The sequence below is a fragment of the Pelomonas baiyunensis genome, assembly GCF_043555935.1.
Taxonomy (GTDB): Bacteria; Pseudomonadota; Gammaproteobacteria; order Burkholderiales; family Burkholderiaceae_C; genus Pelomonas; species Pelomonas baiyunensis.
This window is the reverse complement of record NZ_JBIGIB010000001.1, coordinates 1,326,742-1,343,448: the sequence shown is the minus strand read 5'-3', so window position 1 is coordinate 1,343,448 and position 16,707 is coordinate 1,326,742. Positions and strand designations below refer to the sequence as shown.

General features: G+C 68.4%; 15 protein-coding genes. 4 read left to right on the top strand and 11 right to left on the bottom strand.

Annotated elements, in window-relative coordinates; translation table 11 throughout:
- Genes ACG01O_RS06055 through ACG01O_RS06045 form a run of 3 tightly spaced genes read left to right on the top strand, consistent with a single transcriptional unit; the run spans position 1 to position 1,942 of the window.
- The gene (locus ACG01O_RS06055; RefSeq protein ID WP_394382304.1) at positions 1 to 336 is read left to right on the top strand and encodes a 4a-hydroxytetrahydrobiopterin dehydratase; all 336 of its coding nucleotides are present in this window, start codon (positions 1 to 3) and stop codon (positions 334 to 336) included.
- Complete coding sequence (gene rsgA, locus ACG01O_RS06050; protein WP_394382302.1) at positions 333 to 1,238, top strand: ribosome small subunit-dependent GTPase A; 906 nt, start codon at positions 333 to 335, stop codon at positions 1,236 to 1,238. Before ACG01O_RS06055 ends, rsgA begins: the two co-directional genes overlap by 4 nt.
- On the top strand, positions 1,238 to 1,942 hold the full coding sequence (locus tag ACG01O_RS06045; protein ID WP_394382300.1) for a DUF3047 domain-containing protein: 705 nt from the start codon (positions 1,238 to 1,240) through the stop codon (positions 1,940 to 1,942). Before rsgA ends, ACG01O_RS06045 begins: the two co-directional genes overlap by 1 nt.
- Positions 1,943 to 1,991: 49 nt before the next feature.
- Here ACG01O_RS06045 and ACG01O_RS06040 read toward each other — a convergent pair whose 3' ends face one another.
- The 6 genes from ACG01O_RS06040 to ACG01O_RS06015 all read right to left on the bottom strand — a co-directional run bounded on the left by ACG01O_RS06040 (position 1,992) and on the right by ACG01O_RS06015 (position 8,492).
- Positions 1,992 to 2,294: a hypothetical protein gene (locus ACG01O_RS06040; RefSeq protein ID WP_394382298.1), complete on the bottom strand. Its 303-nt coding sequence runs from the start codon at positions 2,292 to 2,294 to the stop codon at positions 1,992 to 1,994.
- Positions 2,295 to 2,313: 19 nt separating this feature from the next.
- A complete protein-coding gene (locus tag ACG01O_RS06035; protein WP_394382296.1) occupies positions 2,314 to 3,039 on the bottom strand; it encodes an SDR family oxidoreductase in 726 nt (241 codons plus the stop codon).
- Between the two features lie 2 nt (positions 3,040 to 3,041).
- On the bottom strand, positions 3,042 to 3,989 hold the full coding sequence (locus ACG01O_RS06030) for a CsgG/HfaB family protein (protein ID WP_394382294.1): 948 nt from the start codon (positions 3,987 to 3,989) through the stop codon (positions 3,042 to 3,044).
- Between the two features lie 139 nt (positions 3,990 to 4,128).
- Positions 4,129 to 6,489 (bottom strand): penicillin acylase family protein, encoded by a 2,361-nt coding sequence (locus tag ACG01O_RS06025; protein ID WP_394382292.1) that lies wholly within the window; start codon positions 6,487 to 6,489, stop codon positions 4,129 to 4,131.
- A complete protein-coding gene (locus ACG01O_RS06020; protein WP_394382290.1) occupies positions 6,489 to 7,277 on the bottom strand; it encodes an SDR family oxidoreductase in 789 nt (262 codons plus the stop codon). Before ACG01O_RS06020 ends, ACG01O_RS06025 begins: the two co-directional genes overlap by 1 nt.
- A 99-nt stretch (positions 7,278 to 7,376) precedes the next feature.
- A complete protein-coding gene (locus ACG01O_RS06015) occupies positions 7,377 to 8,492 on the bottom strand; it encodes an ABC transporter substrate-binding protein (protein WP_394382288.1) in 1,116 nt (371 codons plus the stop codon).
- 204 nt (positions 8,493 to 8,696) lie between these two features.
- Between ACG01O_RS06015 and ACG01O_RS06010 the strand changes: the two genes are divergently transcribed.
- Positions 8,697 to 10,325, top strand: coding sequence for a sensor histidine kinase (locus tag ACG01O_RS06010; RefSeq protein ID WP_394382286.1), 1,629 nt, complete (start codon positions 8,697 to 8,699; stop codon positions 10,323 to 10,325).
- Here ACG01O_RS06010 and ACG01O_RS06005 read toward each other — a convergent pair.
- Genes ACG01O_RS06005 through ACG01O_RS05985 form a run of 5 tightly spaced genes read right to left on the bottom strand, consistent with a single transcriptional unit; the run spans position 10,319 to position 16,557 of the window.
- Entirely contained in the window at positions 10,319 to 10,504 is a 186-nt protein-coding gene (locus ACG01O_RS06005; protein WP_394382284.1) for a hypothetical protein, read from the bottom strand. The two genes, ACG01O_RS06010 and ACG01O_RS06005, sit on opposite strands and share 7 nt — an antisense overlap.
- A 56-nt stretch (positions 10,505 to 10,560) precedes the next feature.
- On the bottom strand, positions 10,561 to 12,057 hold the full coding sequence (gene gtfA / locus ACG01O_RS06000; protein WP_394382282.1) for a sucrose phosphorylase: 1,497 nt from the start codon (positions 12,055 to 12,057) through the stop codon (positions 10,561 to 10,563).
- 2 nt (positions 12,058 to 12,059) lie between these two features.
- Positions 12,060 to 13,358, bottom strand: coding sequence for an MFS transporter (locus ACG01O_RS05995; protein ID WP_394382280.1), 1,299 nt, complete (start codon positions 13,356 to 13,358; stop codon positions 12,060 to 12,062).
- On the bottom strand, positions 13,355 to 14,245 hold the full coding sequence (locus ACG01O_RS05990; protein WP_394382277.1) for a PfkB family carbohydrate kinase: 891 nt from the start codon (positions 14,243 to 14,245) through the stop codon (positions 13,355 to 13,357). Before ACG01O_RS05990 ends, ACG01O_RS05995 begins: the two co-directional genes overlap by 4 nt.
- Positions 14,246 to 14,256: 11 nt before the next feature.
- The gene (locus ACG01O_RS05985; protein WP_394382274.1) at positions 14,257 to 16,557 is read right to left on the bottom strand and encodes a TonB-dependent receptor; all 2,301 of its coding nucleotides are present in this window, start codon (positions 16,555 to 16,557) and stop codon (positions 14,257 to 14,259) included.
- Positions 16,558 to 16,707: the final 150 nt, after the last annotated feature.

Sequence of the window (16,707 nt, the reverse complement as noted above, 5' to 3'; positions counted from 1 at the left end):
ATGAACGAACTGCTCCTCGCCCAATGTGACCCCAAGGCCCCGCTGCTGGATGCCGACACCCGCGCCCGCGTGCTGGCCGCCCTGCCCGGCTGGACGCCCGACCCCGAGAACCGCTTGATCGCGCGCCGCTTCGGCTTCGACAACTACTACCAGACCATGGCCTTCGTGGACGCCGTGGCCGAGATTGCCCACGCGCAAGACCACCACCCGGAACTGCTGGTGAGCTTCAACGCGTGCACGGTCAGCTACACCACGCACTCGCGCAACGGGCTCACATTGAACGACGCCATCTGCGCGGCGCAGGTCAGCGCCCTGCCGGAAGCCTCGGCCGCATGAGCAAGTTCCAGGCGCTGGACCTGGGCCTGGTGGTGCGCGGCCACGGCCGCCACTACATCGTGGAAGACGCCGACGGCCGGCGCCTGGTGTGCCACCCACGCGGCAAGAAGAGCGACGCAGTCGTCGGCGACCAGGTGCGCTTTGCTCCGGCCAGCGCTGACGAAGGCGTGATTGAAGCGGTCGAACCGCGACGCAACCTGCTGTTCCGGCAAGACGAATGGAAGACCAAAAGCTTCGCCGCCAACCTCGACCAGTTGCTTGTGTTGGTGGCCGTGGAGCCGGTGTTCAGCGAGAGCCAGCTCAGCCGCGCGTTGATTGCCGCCGATTCAGCGGGCATTCGCGCCGCCATTGCGCTCAACAAGACCGACCTGCCCGCCACCGCCGCGGCGCGTGATCGGCTGGCCGCTTACCGCGCCATGGGCCTGACCGTGTTCGAGGTGGCCTTGAAGGCCGACCCCGAGGGCTCCCGCGCCACGCTGATGCCCTGGCTGCAAGGCCAGCGCAGCTTCGTGCTGGGCCCCAGCGGCACCGGCAAGAGCACCCTGATCAACCTGCTGGTGGCCGACGCGCAGGCGCAGGTGGGCGAAATCTCGCAGGCACTCAATTCCGGTCGCCACACCACCACCACCACGCAGTGGTACTGGACGGACCCCAGCCACGCAACCGCGTTGATCGACTCGCCCGGTTTTCAGGAGTTCGGCCTGCGCCAGATCGACGCCGCCCAGCTGTGGCGGCACATGCCCGATCTGCGCGAACACGCCGATTGCCGTTTCCACAACTGTTCACATGTTCACGAACCGGGCTGCGGCGTGCGTGCCGCGGTCGACGCAGGCTTGATCAGCGCCAGCCGTTACCGTATCTACGGGGAAATCCTCGAAGAACTGCAACGCAAGGTTTGGTGATGTTCCCTGCTTCTCGCGCTCACGGCCGTTGGGTGCTCGCTGGTGCCCTGGCGATGGCCCTGATGGGCTGCGCCAGCCCGCCGCCCCCCACCGCGGTGGACGCCGATGGCTGGCAATCGTTGCCCCTGCCAGGCAAAGCCGCCACGCGCTACAGCTGGACCCAAAAGGACGGGCGCGCCGCGCTGATGGCGTACTCGGAGCGCTCGGCCAGCATCTGGCGCAAACGGATTCAACCGACACGCTCCGATGTCAGCGAAGTGCGCTTTTCCTGGTGGGTACAAAGCCTGATCCCCGGGGCCGACGTCTCGGAGGTCGATCACGAGGATTCCGTGGCACGGGTCATCTTCGGCTTCGATGGCGACATGGAGCGGCTGCCGCTGCGCACCCGCATGAAGTTCGAGCTGGCCCAGGCGCTGACGGGCGAAATGCCGCCCTACGCCACGCTGATGTACGTCTGGGACAGCAAATTGCCCGTGGGCACGGTCGTGATCAACCCGCGCAGCGACCGCATCCGAAAGATCGTGGTGGACTCGGGTCCTGCCGAGTTGCGCCGCTGGCGCGACCACCGTCGCGACCTGGCCGCCGATTTCCAGCGGGCCTTCGGCGAGGCCCCGGGCGCGCTGAGCAGCATGGCGGTCATGACCGACAGCGACAACAACCGCAGCAGCGCGCGCACCTGGTACGGCCCGGTGGAACTGCCCTGACGGACCGCGCGGCAAGGCCTCAGCGCCTCGGCCACCGGCGCTCCGCCGTTCAGCCCTGCTCCGGCCCCCGCAGAGGCAACGCCGCGGTGCGAGTGGCCGGCGTCGGGGCTGATGCAACGCCAGGTTCGGCCACTTCGCGCGCCTCCACATCCACCACGTCACCGGCCGGTTGACTGCGACTGGCCCAAGGGTTGCGGTTCACGCGAAACGTCAGGTCGGGCTTGCGACCGGTGAGCAGGCGCACCACCGCAAACACGACGAATGCCAAGGCAGCCAGCAGAAACAGCGCCAGCCCCACCACAGCGCCGGCCACGATCACCGCCAGGCGCAGCAAGGTACGAAAAACAGCCATGCCGGAATTGTGCGATGGCTCAGCCGCGGCCGACGAAAGGCATGTGCGTCGCCATGACGGTCATGGACTGCACGTTGGCACTCAGCGGCAAGCCGGCCATGTAGACCACGGCCCGGGCCACGTCCTGCACATCCATGCGCGGCTCGGGCATCACCGCCCCGTGCGCTTGCAGGATGCCGGCGGCCATCTTGTCGGTCATGTCGGTGGCGGCGTTGCCGATGTCGATCTGTCCGCAGGCGATGTCGAAGGCCCGGCCGTCCAGGCTGAGGGCCTTGGTGAGCCCGGTCATCGCGTGCTTGGTGGACGTGTAAGGCGCCGAGAACGGCCGCGGTGCGTGGGCCGAGATGGAGCCGTTGTTGATGATGCGGCCACCTCGCGGCTGCTGGGCTTTCATCAGCCCGAACGCGGCGCGTGCACACAGAAAACTGCCGGTGAGGTTGGTGTCCACCACCGCCCGCCACTCGGCCACGGTGAGTTCATCCACCGAGACCGGGCGCGCGCCGATGCCGGCGTTGTTGAACAGCAGATCGAGCCGGCCGAAGTGCGCTTGCAGCGACTGGAACGCTGCGGCCACCTGCTGCTCATCCGTCACGTCGGTGGGCAGCACCAGCGCGTCGGGGCAGGTCTCGCGCAGCGCAGCCTCGCGCCGCCCGATCAAGGCCAGACTCCAGCCCTCGGCCGCCAGCGCACGCGCCACCGCACGGCCGATGCCGGACCCCGCGCCGGTGATGCACGCGACCTTCATGCTCAACGCCCGATGGGCATGACCAGCGTGCGCTGCACCCAGCCGCTGAAGTTGGCGGCGTCCACCTTCACGAAGCCGTCCTTCACCTCGCCCGTGGCCACCAGTTCATCGCTGCGGTTCAGCGTGGCCACCACCTTGGCGTCGCGCGACGGCTGCGCGTAGGCCTTCACGTTGGAGATCTTGGCCGCCAGCATCTGGCCCGCCGGAATCGGGGCCGCCGCCGGGGTGGACGCAGCCGCGTTGGCATCGCCCGATGCACTGCCCGAGCGCACCAGGCTGGCCTGGTCGCGGATGGCCAGCACGATCTTGTTGTAGTTGTCCAGGAAGCTGGCGGCAATCAGCTTGCCCTCGGCCGTGCTGGTGTAGCCGCCCATGCCGCCCACGGCACCGCCGCCAAAGCCCCAGCCGCCGATGGAGAAGTCCATCTTGCTGGCCTTGCCCTCAGCCGCCGCGACCTGGATGCTGGAGCGCACGTCAGCCAGCATCAGGCTGGTGGACGCGTCCTTGAACTTCAAGCCGCCCGCAATCGCGCCGATGATGCCCAGCTTGCCGCCCAGGAAGCCCCCCACACCGCCGCTGGTGTTGGCACCCACCTGCACATTGGGCGTCATGACGAAGTCGGCCGCCTGCATCTGGCCCTTGCCGATGTTGGACTCCTGGCGCATTTCGCCAGCGGCGGCCAGGGCCCGCTCTTGCTGGATGTTCTGCATGGCCTGGCCCCGCTCGACCACGTCGAAGCAACCCGACTGCTGAACCATCATGCGCAACAACGCGGCCGGGGAGCCCAGGCCGTATTGCGACAGGTAGTTCCAGCCATGCTGAGGCTCGGCCACGGCCAGCACGCCCAGCTTCTTCGAGCACTTCTCCACCGCGGAGCCGGCTTCTTCGGTCTGGGCCATGGCCGACGAAGCCAGGGCGGTCAGCGCGAGGGCAATCAGGGTCTTGTTCATGATCAGGTCCTCCAGGAAAGCTTTTTGCGAGCCGCGAATTGTGCCCAGGCCACCCGGTGGCCCGCATCCGTCGGACACACGAGCCGGGTCGCCGGAATCAGGCTCCTCGGTCGAGCATGGGCGGGCATGGGCACGGTGTTCAGGGCCGCATCGACACGCGGTGCTGCGGCGGCCCGGGCAAGAAGGGCAGCGCTTCGCCGGCCTGCCACGCGGCATGGTCACTGCGGTAGTACGGCGAGAGCGGATGCCCGCTTTGGCCGCCGGGAATGACCAGCAAGCCGTCTTCCTCATGCCCCGGCGACACCACCATGCGCTCGCTTTGGCCATGGCCGTGGTTGTGCACCCGCGGCATGTGGCTGTCGCCGGCCATGGGCGCCTCGGGCATGTCGAGCCAGCGCCCCAGCGCAGGCACCGCGGCCGACAGCGGGTGGCGCATGGCCGTCAGGTTCTCCGCGCCCCAGTGCGCGGCGCCAAGGCTGCCGAACTTGCCCAGCAACTCGGCCCGGCTGTCCAGCACCGCGCGTTGAAGCAGCGCCTCCCAGCTGGCGTGACCCTCGGGCAAGGTGTCGGCCCGGCGCGCCTGGATGAGCGCCCAGCCCGGGGTCTCCGGCACCATCATCAGGTCGCGCAGCCGCGAGCCTTCGGCTTCCAGCCGCGCCGCCAACGGGGCGAACACGGTCTTGAGCGTCTGCTCCCGGAAGCTGCGCACCAGCAGGTAGCCCACGGCTTCGGGGCGGGCTGCATCGGCGGTCTTGTCCACCTGCTCGCGGTAGTCGGCCAGGCCGTGAGCGGCCACGAATTCCGGCGTCAGCACGCGGTCCAGCAGCAACTGGCGCCAGCGCTGCAGCAACACCGCGCGGTGGTCGAGCTGGATGGCGTGCAGCGCCGCCTCGTCGAAGGTGTTGCGGGCCCGCAGGGCGTCTCGGATCTGCTGCGCGCGGGCGCCGAGGTCATAGCCACCGTTGCCCAGCAATCGCAGCGCATCGCCGCCCACCATGCGGGCGTTGGCGGTCCAGAGCCGGCCATCCGCCGGGTCTACCACGCGGGGTTGGTCGGCAGCAGGCACGGCGCCCTGCCAGGCGGAGCGGCCGTCGCTCCAGTCCTGCGGCACGGCCATGTCCTGCGTCGACACGCGGCGCGGAATGACCCCCATCACCGTCCAGCCGATGCGGCCCCGCGCATCCGCCACCATCAGGTTTTGCGCGGGCATGCCCGCCCTGGCGGCCAAGCGCACCGCGTCGTCCACACTGCGCGCTTGCTCCATCTGCATCAGGCGCAGGTTCATGGCGTCCAGGTCGTGGGCCACCCAGCGCAGCACGTAGGCCCGCCCGGCCGGTGCCCGCTCGGGCATGACGGGCCCCCAGGGCGTTTCACGCACCTCGAAGTCCACCGCCGCCTGCCCGGCCACTTCAATGCGCTCCACCGCCCGGCTCCAGGGCATGTCGCGCCCGGCCACCACATACCCTTGGCCGTTGGCGCTCAGCGGCAGGCTCACCACATCCGACCAGTCCGATGTCGTGTTCGTGAAGCCCCAGGCCACATGCCCATTGCTGCCCGCCACGATGAGCGGCGCCCCAGGCAGGCTGACGCCCGCCACCTCACGCGCCTGGCCCTCGGCCTTCCACTTCAGCCGCGCCTTGAACCACGTGCCCGGCACGCGCAGGCCCAGGTGCATGTCGTCCGCCACGATGGCGCGGCCGTCGGCGGTGCGCGCGCCCGACACGGCCCAGTTGTTGCTGCCGATGTCTCGCGCGTCCTGCAGGCTGCAGTCGCTGCAAGCCACCTTGGCGCCGCGCAGCCACGCGGGCAGCGGCGACTCGGGCAGCGGCACGGCCGACACGCGGCTGTCGTCCAACGGCGCCTGCCAATCGGCACTGTGCTGCACCAGGAACGCGTACCAGTCGGCCGGCACGGCCTGCTTCAGCAGCCCGTTGGCGATGTCGTCGCGCCCCTGGCCGCGCTGCAGGTCCAGGTACATGCCGTAGGCCACCAGCAGCGAGTCGGCCGGAACCCAGGGCTGGGGCGACTGGCGCAGCAGCAGGTACTCCGGCGGCCGCACCGCCAGTGCGGCCAAGCCGGCATTCACGCCGTGGGCATAGGCCTCGCCCAACGCGCGCTCCTCGGGCGAAAGCCGCTTCACCACCAACTCTGCCCGGTGACGGAAGCGGTGCAGGCGCCGCTGCTTGTCCACTTCCAACGCCTTCGGCCCCACCAGCGCCGACAACTCTCCCGCCGCGTTGCGGCGCATCAGGTCCATCTGAAAGAACCGCTCCTGCGCGTGCACCCAGCCCAGCGCCCGCGCGGCATCCAGCCGGTGCTCGGCCGTCACCGTGACGTAGCCCCGCTCGTCACGCTGCACCTCCACGGGCCCTTGCAGGCCGGGCAACGCCACATCGCCATCCAGCCGCGCAAGGCTGCCGCGCAGCAGCAACCACACCGCAAGGCCCAGCACACCCACGGTCACCAGCAGGCCCAGGCTCAGTCGTTTGAACCACTTCATCAGAACGTTCCGGTGTAGTTGCCGCCGTCGAGCAGGATGTTCTGCCCGGTCAAGTAAGCCGCTTGCTCACTGCACAGCATGGCGCAAATGGCGCCGAACTCGGCCGCCGTGCCGAAGCGCTGGGCCGGGATGCTGGAACGACGCCGGGCCGCCGCGTCTTCCGCCGTCAGGCCCGATTTCGCGGCGCCGGCCGCCAAGGTCTTGCGCAGGCGCTCGGTGTCGAACGCGCCGGGCAGCAGGTTGTTGATCGTCACGTTGGCGCCGGCCAGTCGCGGCTGGCGCGCCACGCCGGCCACGAATCCGGTCAGGCCGGAGCGCGCGCCGTTGGACAGGCCCAGCACATCAATCGGCGCCTTCACGGCGCCCGAGGTGATGTTCACGACCCGACCAAAGCCACGGGCGGCCATGCCATCGACGGTCGCCTTGATCAGCTCGATCGGAGCCAGCATGTTGGCGTCCAGTGCGGCGAGCCACTGCTCCCGCCCCCAGTCGCGGAAATCACCGGGCGGCGGGCCGCCGGCGTTGTTGATGAGGATGTCCACCTGCGGGCAGGCGGCCAGTGCGGCCGCACGGCCTTCCGGCGTCGCGATGTCGCCCGCCACGGTGCGCACTTCCACTGCGGGGTTCAGGCGGCGCAGCGCCTCGGCCGTGGCCTGCAGGTCGGCCTCGCCGCGCGCGGTGATCACGACGTTCGCGCCCTCGCCCACCAGCGCTTCGGCGCAACCGCGCCCCAGGCCTTTGCTGGCCGCACACACCAGGGCCCAGCGGCCCTTCAAACCCAGATCCATCACACCCTCCCTGCACAACCACCAACGCGGGGCTGCATCATCGCGCGGCGCGGGTCGGGCCAGCCCACCCAGGCCCCACGGCGGGCCCGGGGCGAGCGGTCAACGCCAGAACTTGCCGTCCGGGCCGATGATGGACACGTCGGTGAATTCCAGACCGTTGTGGTCCTTGTCGGTGTAGTGCACCTGCAGGCCACCGAGGTCGATGCGCGCACTGTCGATGGCTTTGGCAAAACCTTCACGGGTGATGTCTTTGCCGTTCGTGCGCTTGAGCGTCTCCACCACCAGCTTGGCGGCCGCGAAGCCTTCCAGCTGGGCTGGCGTCAGTTCTGACTTGCCGGCGGCCTTGGCCAGGCCCAGCGCCTCACGCACCATGGGGTTGGCGGTGGAACGCTCGTACGGGAACAGCTGCGTGACCACCACGCCGCGGGCGTTTTCGCCGAGCTGCTTCACGAAGTCGCTGGATGCGTTGTTGGACAGCGTGGCCACGTGAGCGGTGGACCCTGCTGCACGCAGCGCGGCCACGCCTTCCACCACGGCATACGCGGGGCCGATCAGCACGATGGCTTCGATGCCCGACTTGGTGATTGCCTGCATCGTGGGCGCCAGCTCGGGCTTGTTGCGGTCGAAGCGCAGGTGCGACAGCGCGCGCAACTTGGCGTCGTCCAGCCCCTTGATCGCGCCCTTGCCGGCGTCGTTGCCGAACGCATCGTTCACCTGCACGATGGTGATGCGCTTGACGCCGATGCCGGCCAGGTGCTTCACGGCCCGCTCGGCTTCCTTCTGGTAGCTGGCGCGCAGGTGATAGACCCACGGCTGCAGCGGGTCACGCAGGCTGGATGCCCCCGTGGCCGGCGCCACCAGCGGCAGCTTGTTTTCCTTGAGCACCGGCAACATGGCCTCCGTCGTGGAGGTGCCGCGGCTGAGCATCAGCGCCAGCACGCCTTGCGACGCGAGGTTCTTGGCCCCGGCGGCCGATTGCGCGGGGTCGTACTTGTCGTCCTGCGTGACCAGTTCGATGTTCTGGCCCTTGATGCCCCCCTGGGCATTGATCGACTCGAAATAGATCCGGGCGCCATCGGCGCTTTCCTGCACGATGCTCGCGACGGGGCCCGTGAACCCCGCAACCATGCCGATCTTCAACGTGCCTTCGGCAGACGCCGCATTCATCCCGATGCAGGCAGCGAACCACGCCGCCAGGCCAACCCAACGCTTCACTGTTCTTCTCCAAGGGCAAGCGCTGTCCGAGCGCCTTTCTGGCGGCGGATTGTGGCGCCAGCTTTTGGCTGTTCAGGCACCCACTCTCCCCGGGGAAAACCCGGGACAACCCCCTGGCGAATGCGGATTTCCACCGCTTTTGCGCGGCCTACACTGAAGCGGCCTTGGCCCCTCGGACCCGCCTTGCCCATGCCGGACCGCCCCTTGTCCTCGCCCTCCCCTGCGACCCACGCCGCGCCTCACGCTGCGCTCGGCAGCCGTTTCGGCTGGCAGCGCAACACGCTGACGTTCGCAGTGGTTGTTGCGCTGCTGCTTGGCTTGCTATTGCCCACCACCGCCGTGCTGCTGTACGACGGCCAGAAGACCCGGGCCACGGCCATGGAAGACCTCAAGCGTGACCTCGCTCGCGCCACGGAGGTGATGGCCTTGTCGCTGGCCGAGCCGGTGTGGCAGGTCTCGCCGGATCTGGCCGACCCCATGGTGAAGGCGCAGATGGACGACCCGCGCTTTGTGTCTGTGCAGGTGATCGAACCCGCGTCCTCCGCACCGTTCCTGTCGCAGCAGCGCCCCGGCGATGCACCGGAGGCCGACCTGGTGCTCAGCCACACCCGCCCCATCCAGCGCGACGGCCGAGAGATCGCCAAGCTCACCGTGCACATGAGCGCGGCCCCGCTGCTGCAGGCCAAGCAGGCTGAGGTCTGGCGCACCGTGTGGCGCAGCGGCTTGACGCTGACGCTGTCGTTGATCCTGATGCTGTGGGTGCTGCAGCGCTTCGTGCTGCGCCCGATGACCGAGCTGACAGGCGCCGCCGAAGCCCTGGCCGCCGGCCGCCTGGAGCAGCCGCTGCATGTGGGCGGCGCCGATGAAATTGCCCGCGTGGGCATGGCGATGGAACGCATGCGGCAGGCGCTGCTGTCAGCGTTCGAGGCCCTGCGCCAGCACAACCTCAACCTGGAAGCCACCGTGGCGCAGCGCACGGCGGAACTGACCACCAGCAACGCCGAACTGTCCAACGCGCTGGCGACGCTGCAGAAGGCGCAGCGCGAGTTGGTGGAGTCGGAAAAGCTCGCCTCGCTGGGGCGGCTGGTGGCCGGCGTGGCCCACGAACTCAACACGCCGCTGGGCAACGCGCTGACCGTGGTGTCAGCCCTGGACGACCGCTACAAGCAACTGGAAGCCATGCTGGCCGGCACCGTGCAGATGCGCCGCAGCACGCTGGAAGAACTGGCGCGCGACACCCGGCGCGGCCAAGACATCTTGCAGCGCAACGTGCAAAAGGCCGCCGACCTGGTGCGCGACTTCAAGCAGGTGGCGATCGACCAAGCGGCCGACCTGCGCCGGGACTTCGACCTGGCCAAGGTGGTGGAAGACGTGCTGGTGATGGTGGAGCCCAGCTTCAAACACACGCCCTACGTCATCGAGACCGACCTGACCCGCGGTCTGGCCATGAATAGCTACCCCGGCGCCTTGGGGCAGGTGCTGACCAACCTCTTGATGAACGCCCTGCTGCACGGTTTCGAGGGGCTGCCGGAAGGGGCGGTGCGTGTGCATTGCCGCCGCCTGCACGACGGCGAGGTGGAATTGAGCGTCATCGACGACGGCCGCGGCATGGACGAATCCGTGCGGCGCCGCATCTTCGACCCCTTCTTCACCACCAAGCTGGGCACGGGCGGCTCGGGCTTGGGCATGCACATCGTGCACAGCATCGTGACCAATGTGCTGGGCGGTCAGATTGAAGTGAAATCAGCCCCCAACCAGGGCACGCAGATGCTGATGCGCCTGCCGCAGGTGGCGCCTCAGCGCGGCGGCGGCGAGGCGCCGGAACTTCACTGAGACGCTGCGGAGGCGGCCACCGACGCCGCTTCAGCCGGGGCTGCTGCCGACGCGGCCGGCTCGTGGCCACCGGCCACATCGTGCTTCTCGCCGCTCAGATCGATATTGCCGCCGCTCTTGGTCAGGATGAACAGGGCCAGCGCTGCAAAAGCGATGAAGCCGACGATCAATTTCCACATGCTCGGGTCTCCCACAGGTTTGTTGACCTGCGGATTTTGCGACCCGACCCTGACACTCAACTGAAGGCAAACGCCGCGCTGCCGCCGGCCTCGGTGCTGTGCGTGAGGCTGTGGGTGCCTGCGGCGAAGTCGATGCGCAACTCGGCCCAGGCGTCACCGTGCGTCCAACGCAAATGCAGCACGGCGTCGTCGCTGGGCGGCGCCTCGAACTGCCCTTGGAAGGCGGCGTGCTCGTTGCGCAGGCGGATCAGATCGATCAACCGACGCACCACCGGGCGCTGGCAGTCACTCGCAATCTCCGCCGCGTCGTAGTAATGGCGGTTGATGTCGCGCCCCACCTGGCTGCGGGTCAGCAACTCCATGTCGTTGTGGCCGGCCAGCAAGCCCACGTAGTACACCTGCGGCACGCCGGGCAGGAAGAACTGCACGGCGCGCGCGAGCAGGTAGTTCGTCTCATCGCGCCCCATGGCGTCGAAGAACGTGCAGTTGACCTGGTAAAGGTCGAGGTTGCTGGCCGCCGCGCCGGTCGCCTTGCGGCTTTGCCCCTGGCTGGCCGCGTGGATGCGTTCCACCAACTGGTCCAGTTCGTCCGGCGGCACCAGGCCGGGGTGGGCCGTGCGGTCGGAGGCATCGGCGCCGATGTCGATGATGCCGATGCCGTCGTGCGTGTCCAGCACGGTCAGCGCGTTCGTCGGGCGCACTGCAATCCAGCGCTTGAGCCCCGTGGCGGTGCGGAAGCTGAAGGCGTGCAGCACCAGCGGCGGCAGCGCGAAGTCGTAAACCCAATCCACCTTGGCCGCGATCTCGATCTGCCGCCGGTAGTAGGAGTGAATCTCGACCAGCACCTCGATGCCCAGCGCCTTGGCTTCGCCGGCGAACTCGCCGATGAAGTCAAACGTCTCCGGCATCATGAAGCAGCTGTCGCCGGCCTTTTTGATGGCGTAGCCCACCGCGTCCAGCCGCACCATGCGGATGCCGTTGTCGGCAAAGGTCTTCAAGATGCCGCTGAGGTAGGCACGCCCCTGCGGGTGGTGCACGGCAATGTCGATCTGCGCCGGGGTGAACGTGGTCCACAGGATGCGGCGCTCGCCGTTCTTGAGGGTGGCGTAGGTCACCGGCAGGCCCGGGCGCGGCCGGTAGACCGTGAGCAGCTCCCGCTCGGTCGCGCCGTTCGGGAACACGCCGTCCAGCGTCAGGAACAGACCCGCGTAGGGCGAGGCATCACCCTTTTCCGAATAGTCCAGAAACTGCGGGGACTCGGCCGACATGTGGTTGACGATCACGTCCGCCATCACATCCAGCTCGTCAGTCAGGGCTTTGATGTCGTCCCAACCGCCCAGGCGCGGGTCCACCTGCGTGTGGTCGATCGGGTCGAAGCCGGCGTCAGCCCCGTCAATCGCGTGGAAGAACGGCAGCAGGTGCACGCCGCCGAACACGCCGGCCAGCGGCGCGCCGGGCTCGGACAGCAGGCGCTTGAGGCGCGCCAGATCGGCGCCGTCGCGCCGACCGCCGAGGCGGTCGACGTAGGTAATGAGTTGAACTTGGTTCTTCATGATCACTTCTCGGTGCGCACGCGCAGGACGCAGAGCGCGGCGGCGGCCAACAGCACGCCGGCCAGGCGAATGACGTTCTCGGGGCGACCGCCCAGCAGGCTGTCGTAGAACAGCGGCAGCGTGACCGCCTGGATCAGCATCGGGATCACGATAAACATGTTGAAGATGCCCATGTAGACCCCGGCTCGCTCGGGCGGGATGCTGCCGGCCAGCAGCACGTAGGGGTTGCCCATGATCGAACCCCAGGCCAAGCCGATGCCGACCATCGGCAGGAACAGCAGCCAGCCTTCGGTGCGAATGCCCGGCAGCGCCCACATGCCCGCGGCCGCGGCGAACAGGGCGAAGGCGTGCACCCATTTCGCACCGAGCCGCTTGGTGAACGGCACCATCGCGAAGGCCGCCACAAACGCCACCGCGTTGTAGAAGCCGCCCACCTGCCCATTGAGCAGGGCGGCGTCCCGGAAGCCCGCGCTGTGCGGGTCGTCGGTGCCGAACACCGTGGCGGCCAGCGTCGGCACGATGTAGATCCAGTAGCACATCATCCCGTACCACTGGAACAGCGCCATCCACCACAGGCGGCGCATCGTCGGCGGCATCTCGCGCACGGCGCTCCAGATTTCAGCCAGCGCCGGCCCCATGCCGCGCGGCAAGGCCTTCAGCCGGGCCATCTCCTCGGCGGGCAGCGGCAGCTCGGGCACCTTGCGCACCGACCACCACACGGTCGTGAACGACAACAGCGCGCCGACGATGAAGGCCAGCGTCGTGACCACCGGGATGCCGTTGGCGCCGAGCGCGTCCTTGTTCATGCCGAAGAACACGAGCAGGCTCGGCGTAAGGTAGGCCAGGGTCTGCGCCAGCCCCGTGAAGGACGCCTGCGTCAGGAAGCCCGCGGCATGCTGCTCTTCGCGCAGCCGGTCGCTGACATAGGCCCGATAGGGCTCCATCGTCACGTTGTTGGCGGCGTCCAGGATCCACAGCAGGCCGGCCGCGAACCACAGCGCCGGGCTGAAGGGCATGGCCAGCAGACCGAGCGAACACAACAGCGCACCGATCAGGAAGTACGGCGTGCGCCGGCCCCAGCGGTGGGTCGTCCGGTCGCTCATCGCGCCGATGATGGGCTGCACCAGCAGGCCGGTGATCGGGCCGGCGAGCCAGAGGTAGGGCAGATCCTTGCCCTCGGCGCCGAGCATCTGGTAGATCGGGCTCATGTTGGCCTGCTGCAGGCCGAAGCTGAACTGGATGCCCAGGAAGCCGACGTTCATGTTCACGATCTGCGTGAACGACAGGTGGGGCTTGTTCATGCGCGAGCCTCTTCAGGGGGCAGTGCGTGCAGCGCCTCGCGCCAGGGCGTGAGAGCCGCCGGGTCGGCAGGCAGCGGGCCGCGCACGCCGCAGATCATGGCGGCGTAGCGGTTGGCCAGTGCGAGCGTGGCGGGCAGGTGGCGCTGCAGCGAGAGGCCAGCCAACAGCATGGCCGTGAAGCTGTCGCCTGCACCGACGCTGTCGACGAAGGCCGGCTGGGCCACGCCCTCCCCGCCCGCGATCTGCCGGCCCTGCTCGCCGTACAGCGCATAGCCGGCCTCGCCCCGGGTGACCACCAGTCGGTGCAACGCGAAGCGCGCCATCAATGCAGGGAGCTCGGGCTCGAACCAGCCGAGCAGACGGTCGAGTTCGTCCTCGTTGATCTTGACCCAGTCGGCCAGCATCAGCGATTCAGCCGCAAGGGCGGGCGTGTCCGTGCCGGGCCGCAGGTTCAAGTCGAGCAGCCGGGGGCAACTGACTCGCTTGACCGCAGCCCGGATCGCAGCCCGAGAGGCGGCGTGCCGCTGCGCCAGGCTGCCAAAGTAGACGATGCCGGCACCCGTGGTGTCGATGGCCTGCAGGTGATCCCAGGCGGCATCGGCATGGATCTCGAAGCGATGACCGCCTGCGTCCTCGTGCACGCTGACCCGGCCGGTCGCGTGGGCGGCATCGCGCTGGATGCCGCCGACGTCGAGGCCGAACTTCACGGCGCTGTCGAGCACCAGGCGACCCGCGGCATCGCCCTCGCCGATGCGGCTGGCAAAGCGCACCGGTGCGCGCAAGGCCGCGAGCGAGCGCGCCACGTTGAACGGCGCGCCGCCCGCGACGTGGCCGTCGTGGAACTCGTCCACGAGGGCCTCGCCGATGACGAGGACGAGGCTGGGCATGGCCGCCGGGCTCAGAAGTTGTAGCGCAGGCTGGCCTTGAGCGTGCGGCCGGTGTAGGCCCGCGCGGCACCGCGACCGTCGTTGCTCTCGGTGTAGGCGATCTCGTTGAAGAGGTTGTTCGCCGCGAGCGTGAGCGTGGCCTTCGGGGTCAGGCTGTAGGTCACAAAGGCGTTGACCACCGTGTAGGCCGGCAGCGTGATCGTCAGCGGGCCGGTCGGGCCGTCGTCCTGGCTCTTGCTCGTGCCCACGATGCCGACGCCGGCGGTGAGCTCGTCGCTGAAGTTCAGCGTCGGGGTGAGCTGATAGACGAACTTGGCCTGGCGCTTCGGGGCGCGGCCATCGGCCTGCTTGGCGTCGGTGTAGGTCAGGCCGCCGAGCAGGCTGACCAGGCCGAAACGTGCCGAGCCTTCGAGCTCCAGGCCCTTGCTGCGGTAGCTGTTGGCCTTGGCGACGATCGGTGTGGTGGTCACGTCGACGTTGACCTCGTCGGTCTTGGCGTCGAACAGCGTGGCGAACAGGCTGTAGCCGTTGCCGCGCAGCTTCACGCCCACTTCGGTCTGCTTGACCTTGTTGACGGGGATGGTCGAGCTCTTGCCGTTGACGAGGTTGGGGTTGTTGAAGAAGGTGATGCGGTCGGCGTTGTAGGCCGCGCCGTCGGAGTAGCGGGCGAAGACGGACAGGTCCTTGTCGAGCTCGTAGTTGCCGCCCAGCGAGTAGGACGTGCGGCCGAACTTGTAGTCGATGAGGTTGGGCTTGGTCAGGTCGTAGGCCTTGCCGGCGTTGGACTGGAAGTAGTTGCCGCTGGCCTTGTTGCTGTCGTGACGCAGGCTGAAGTCACCCGAGAACGGGCCCGAATCCAGGTTCAGCACCAGGTAGGGCGCGTTGGTCGTGTACTTGCTGTCCTGGAAGTTGCTGCAGCAACCGCCGAAGCCCGGCGCACCGTTGGTCACGCCCGGCACATTCAGCAGCTTGGCGCCGCTCTCGTCGGCCGACAGCGAGTATTGGTTGAAGTTCCAGGTCAGGTCGAGCTTCTGCACCGAGGTGTAGAGGCCGGCGACGGCGCTGACGCGGTTGCCGGCGCCCAGGTCGAAGTCCTTGGAGAACTTCAGGTCGTTGGCCAGCAGGCCGGCATCGTCGACCTTGGTGTTGAAGACGACCGCGGTGAACTTGTTGCCGGTGTAGGTCTTGCCGGCGTCGGCGCCGGTCGCGATGGTCGTGCCGGCAGGGGCCGCGGAGACGTCGTCGCCCGGGAAGATGCCGATGAAGCGACCGCTGTTCTTCGTCCAGGCGAACTTGTTCTGCAGGCGGAAGCCGCCGCCCGCGTCCAGGCTCACGTCCGCGCCGAAGCCATCGCTCTTGGCGGAGAGGCCGTCACGGATGTTGCTGTTGGCGCGGCCGTTGGTGTTGGTCAGCGTGTTGTCGAGCGGCCAGCCGGCGTTGTAGAAGGCCGTGCGGCGCGGGTCCAGACCCGGGATCTCCTGGATGCTGCCGCCGACGTAGCGCACCGGCGTGGGCATGAAGGTGGGCGTGTGGTCGTCCAAGTGCTTGAAGCTGAAGCGGACGTAGTCCTTGCCCGACAGCTCAAACGTCACGTTGCCGCGGATCTGGCCACCGTTCTCGGTGCCGTCGGCACCCTTGCGGCCGCCGTCACCGACCCGGTAGAAGCCGCCGATGTAGAAGCGCGTCTTGGGCGCCAGGCGACCGCCGTAGCCGTAGTCGATGCGGGTCTGGTCGAAGTCCAGGCCCTTGGTCAGCTGGATGCTGCCGCCCTGCTCCAGGCCGGTCTTGTTGAGGAAGTTGATGATGCCGCCCGGCGCGCCGGTGGCCAGCGTGGAGGCCGAGCCGCCACGCACCACCTCCAGGCGCTCGAAGGCGGCGTCGGCACGCATCCAGGTGTCGGGCGTCGCGAAGGCGATGTCGCCGAACTGCAGGACCGGCAGGCCGTCTTCCTGGAACTGGATGTAGCGGGCGCCACCAGCAGAGACGGGGATGCCGCGCACGGCCACGTTCGCGTTGGATTCACCGCCGCTGGCCTCGGCACGGATACCCGGCACGGCGCGCAGCACGTCGGTGGCGCTCGCGGCGGTGACGGCGGTGACGCCCTCGCTCTCGATCGTCGAGATGGCGACGCTGGTGCGCATCTTGGACTTGGCGGTGGACGTGCCGGTCACCACGACGGCATTCAGCTTGAGGCCGTCGGATTTGTCAGCGGCGGCAGCCGTCTCCTGAGCCTGGGCTCCGGCGCTGACCAAGGCGATGGCAGCGGCGGCAAGGGCGTGGCGACGGAGCGCGGGCGAAGAAATGCGGGGCATGGTTGTCTCCTGGTTGCTGGTGTACGAGCCTTCTGCGAGGCGGTGCGACGGCGGGCACACGGCTCCCGTCCATGCCATGCATTGTGCGCAAGTTGCCCTTCGAGTGCAATCGATTGCAATTCAGTAGAAGCCATTAGACGTTGAACATAC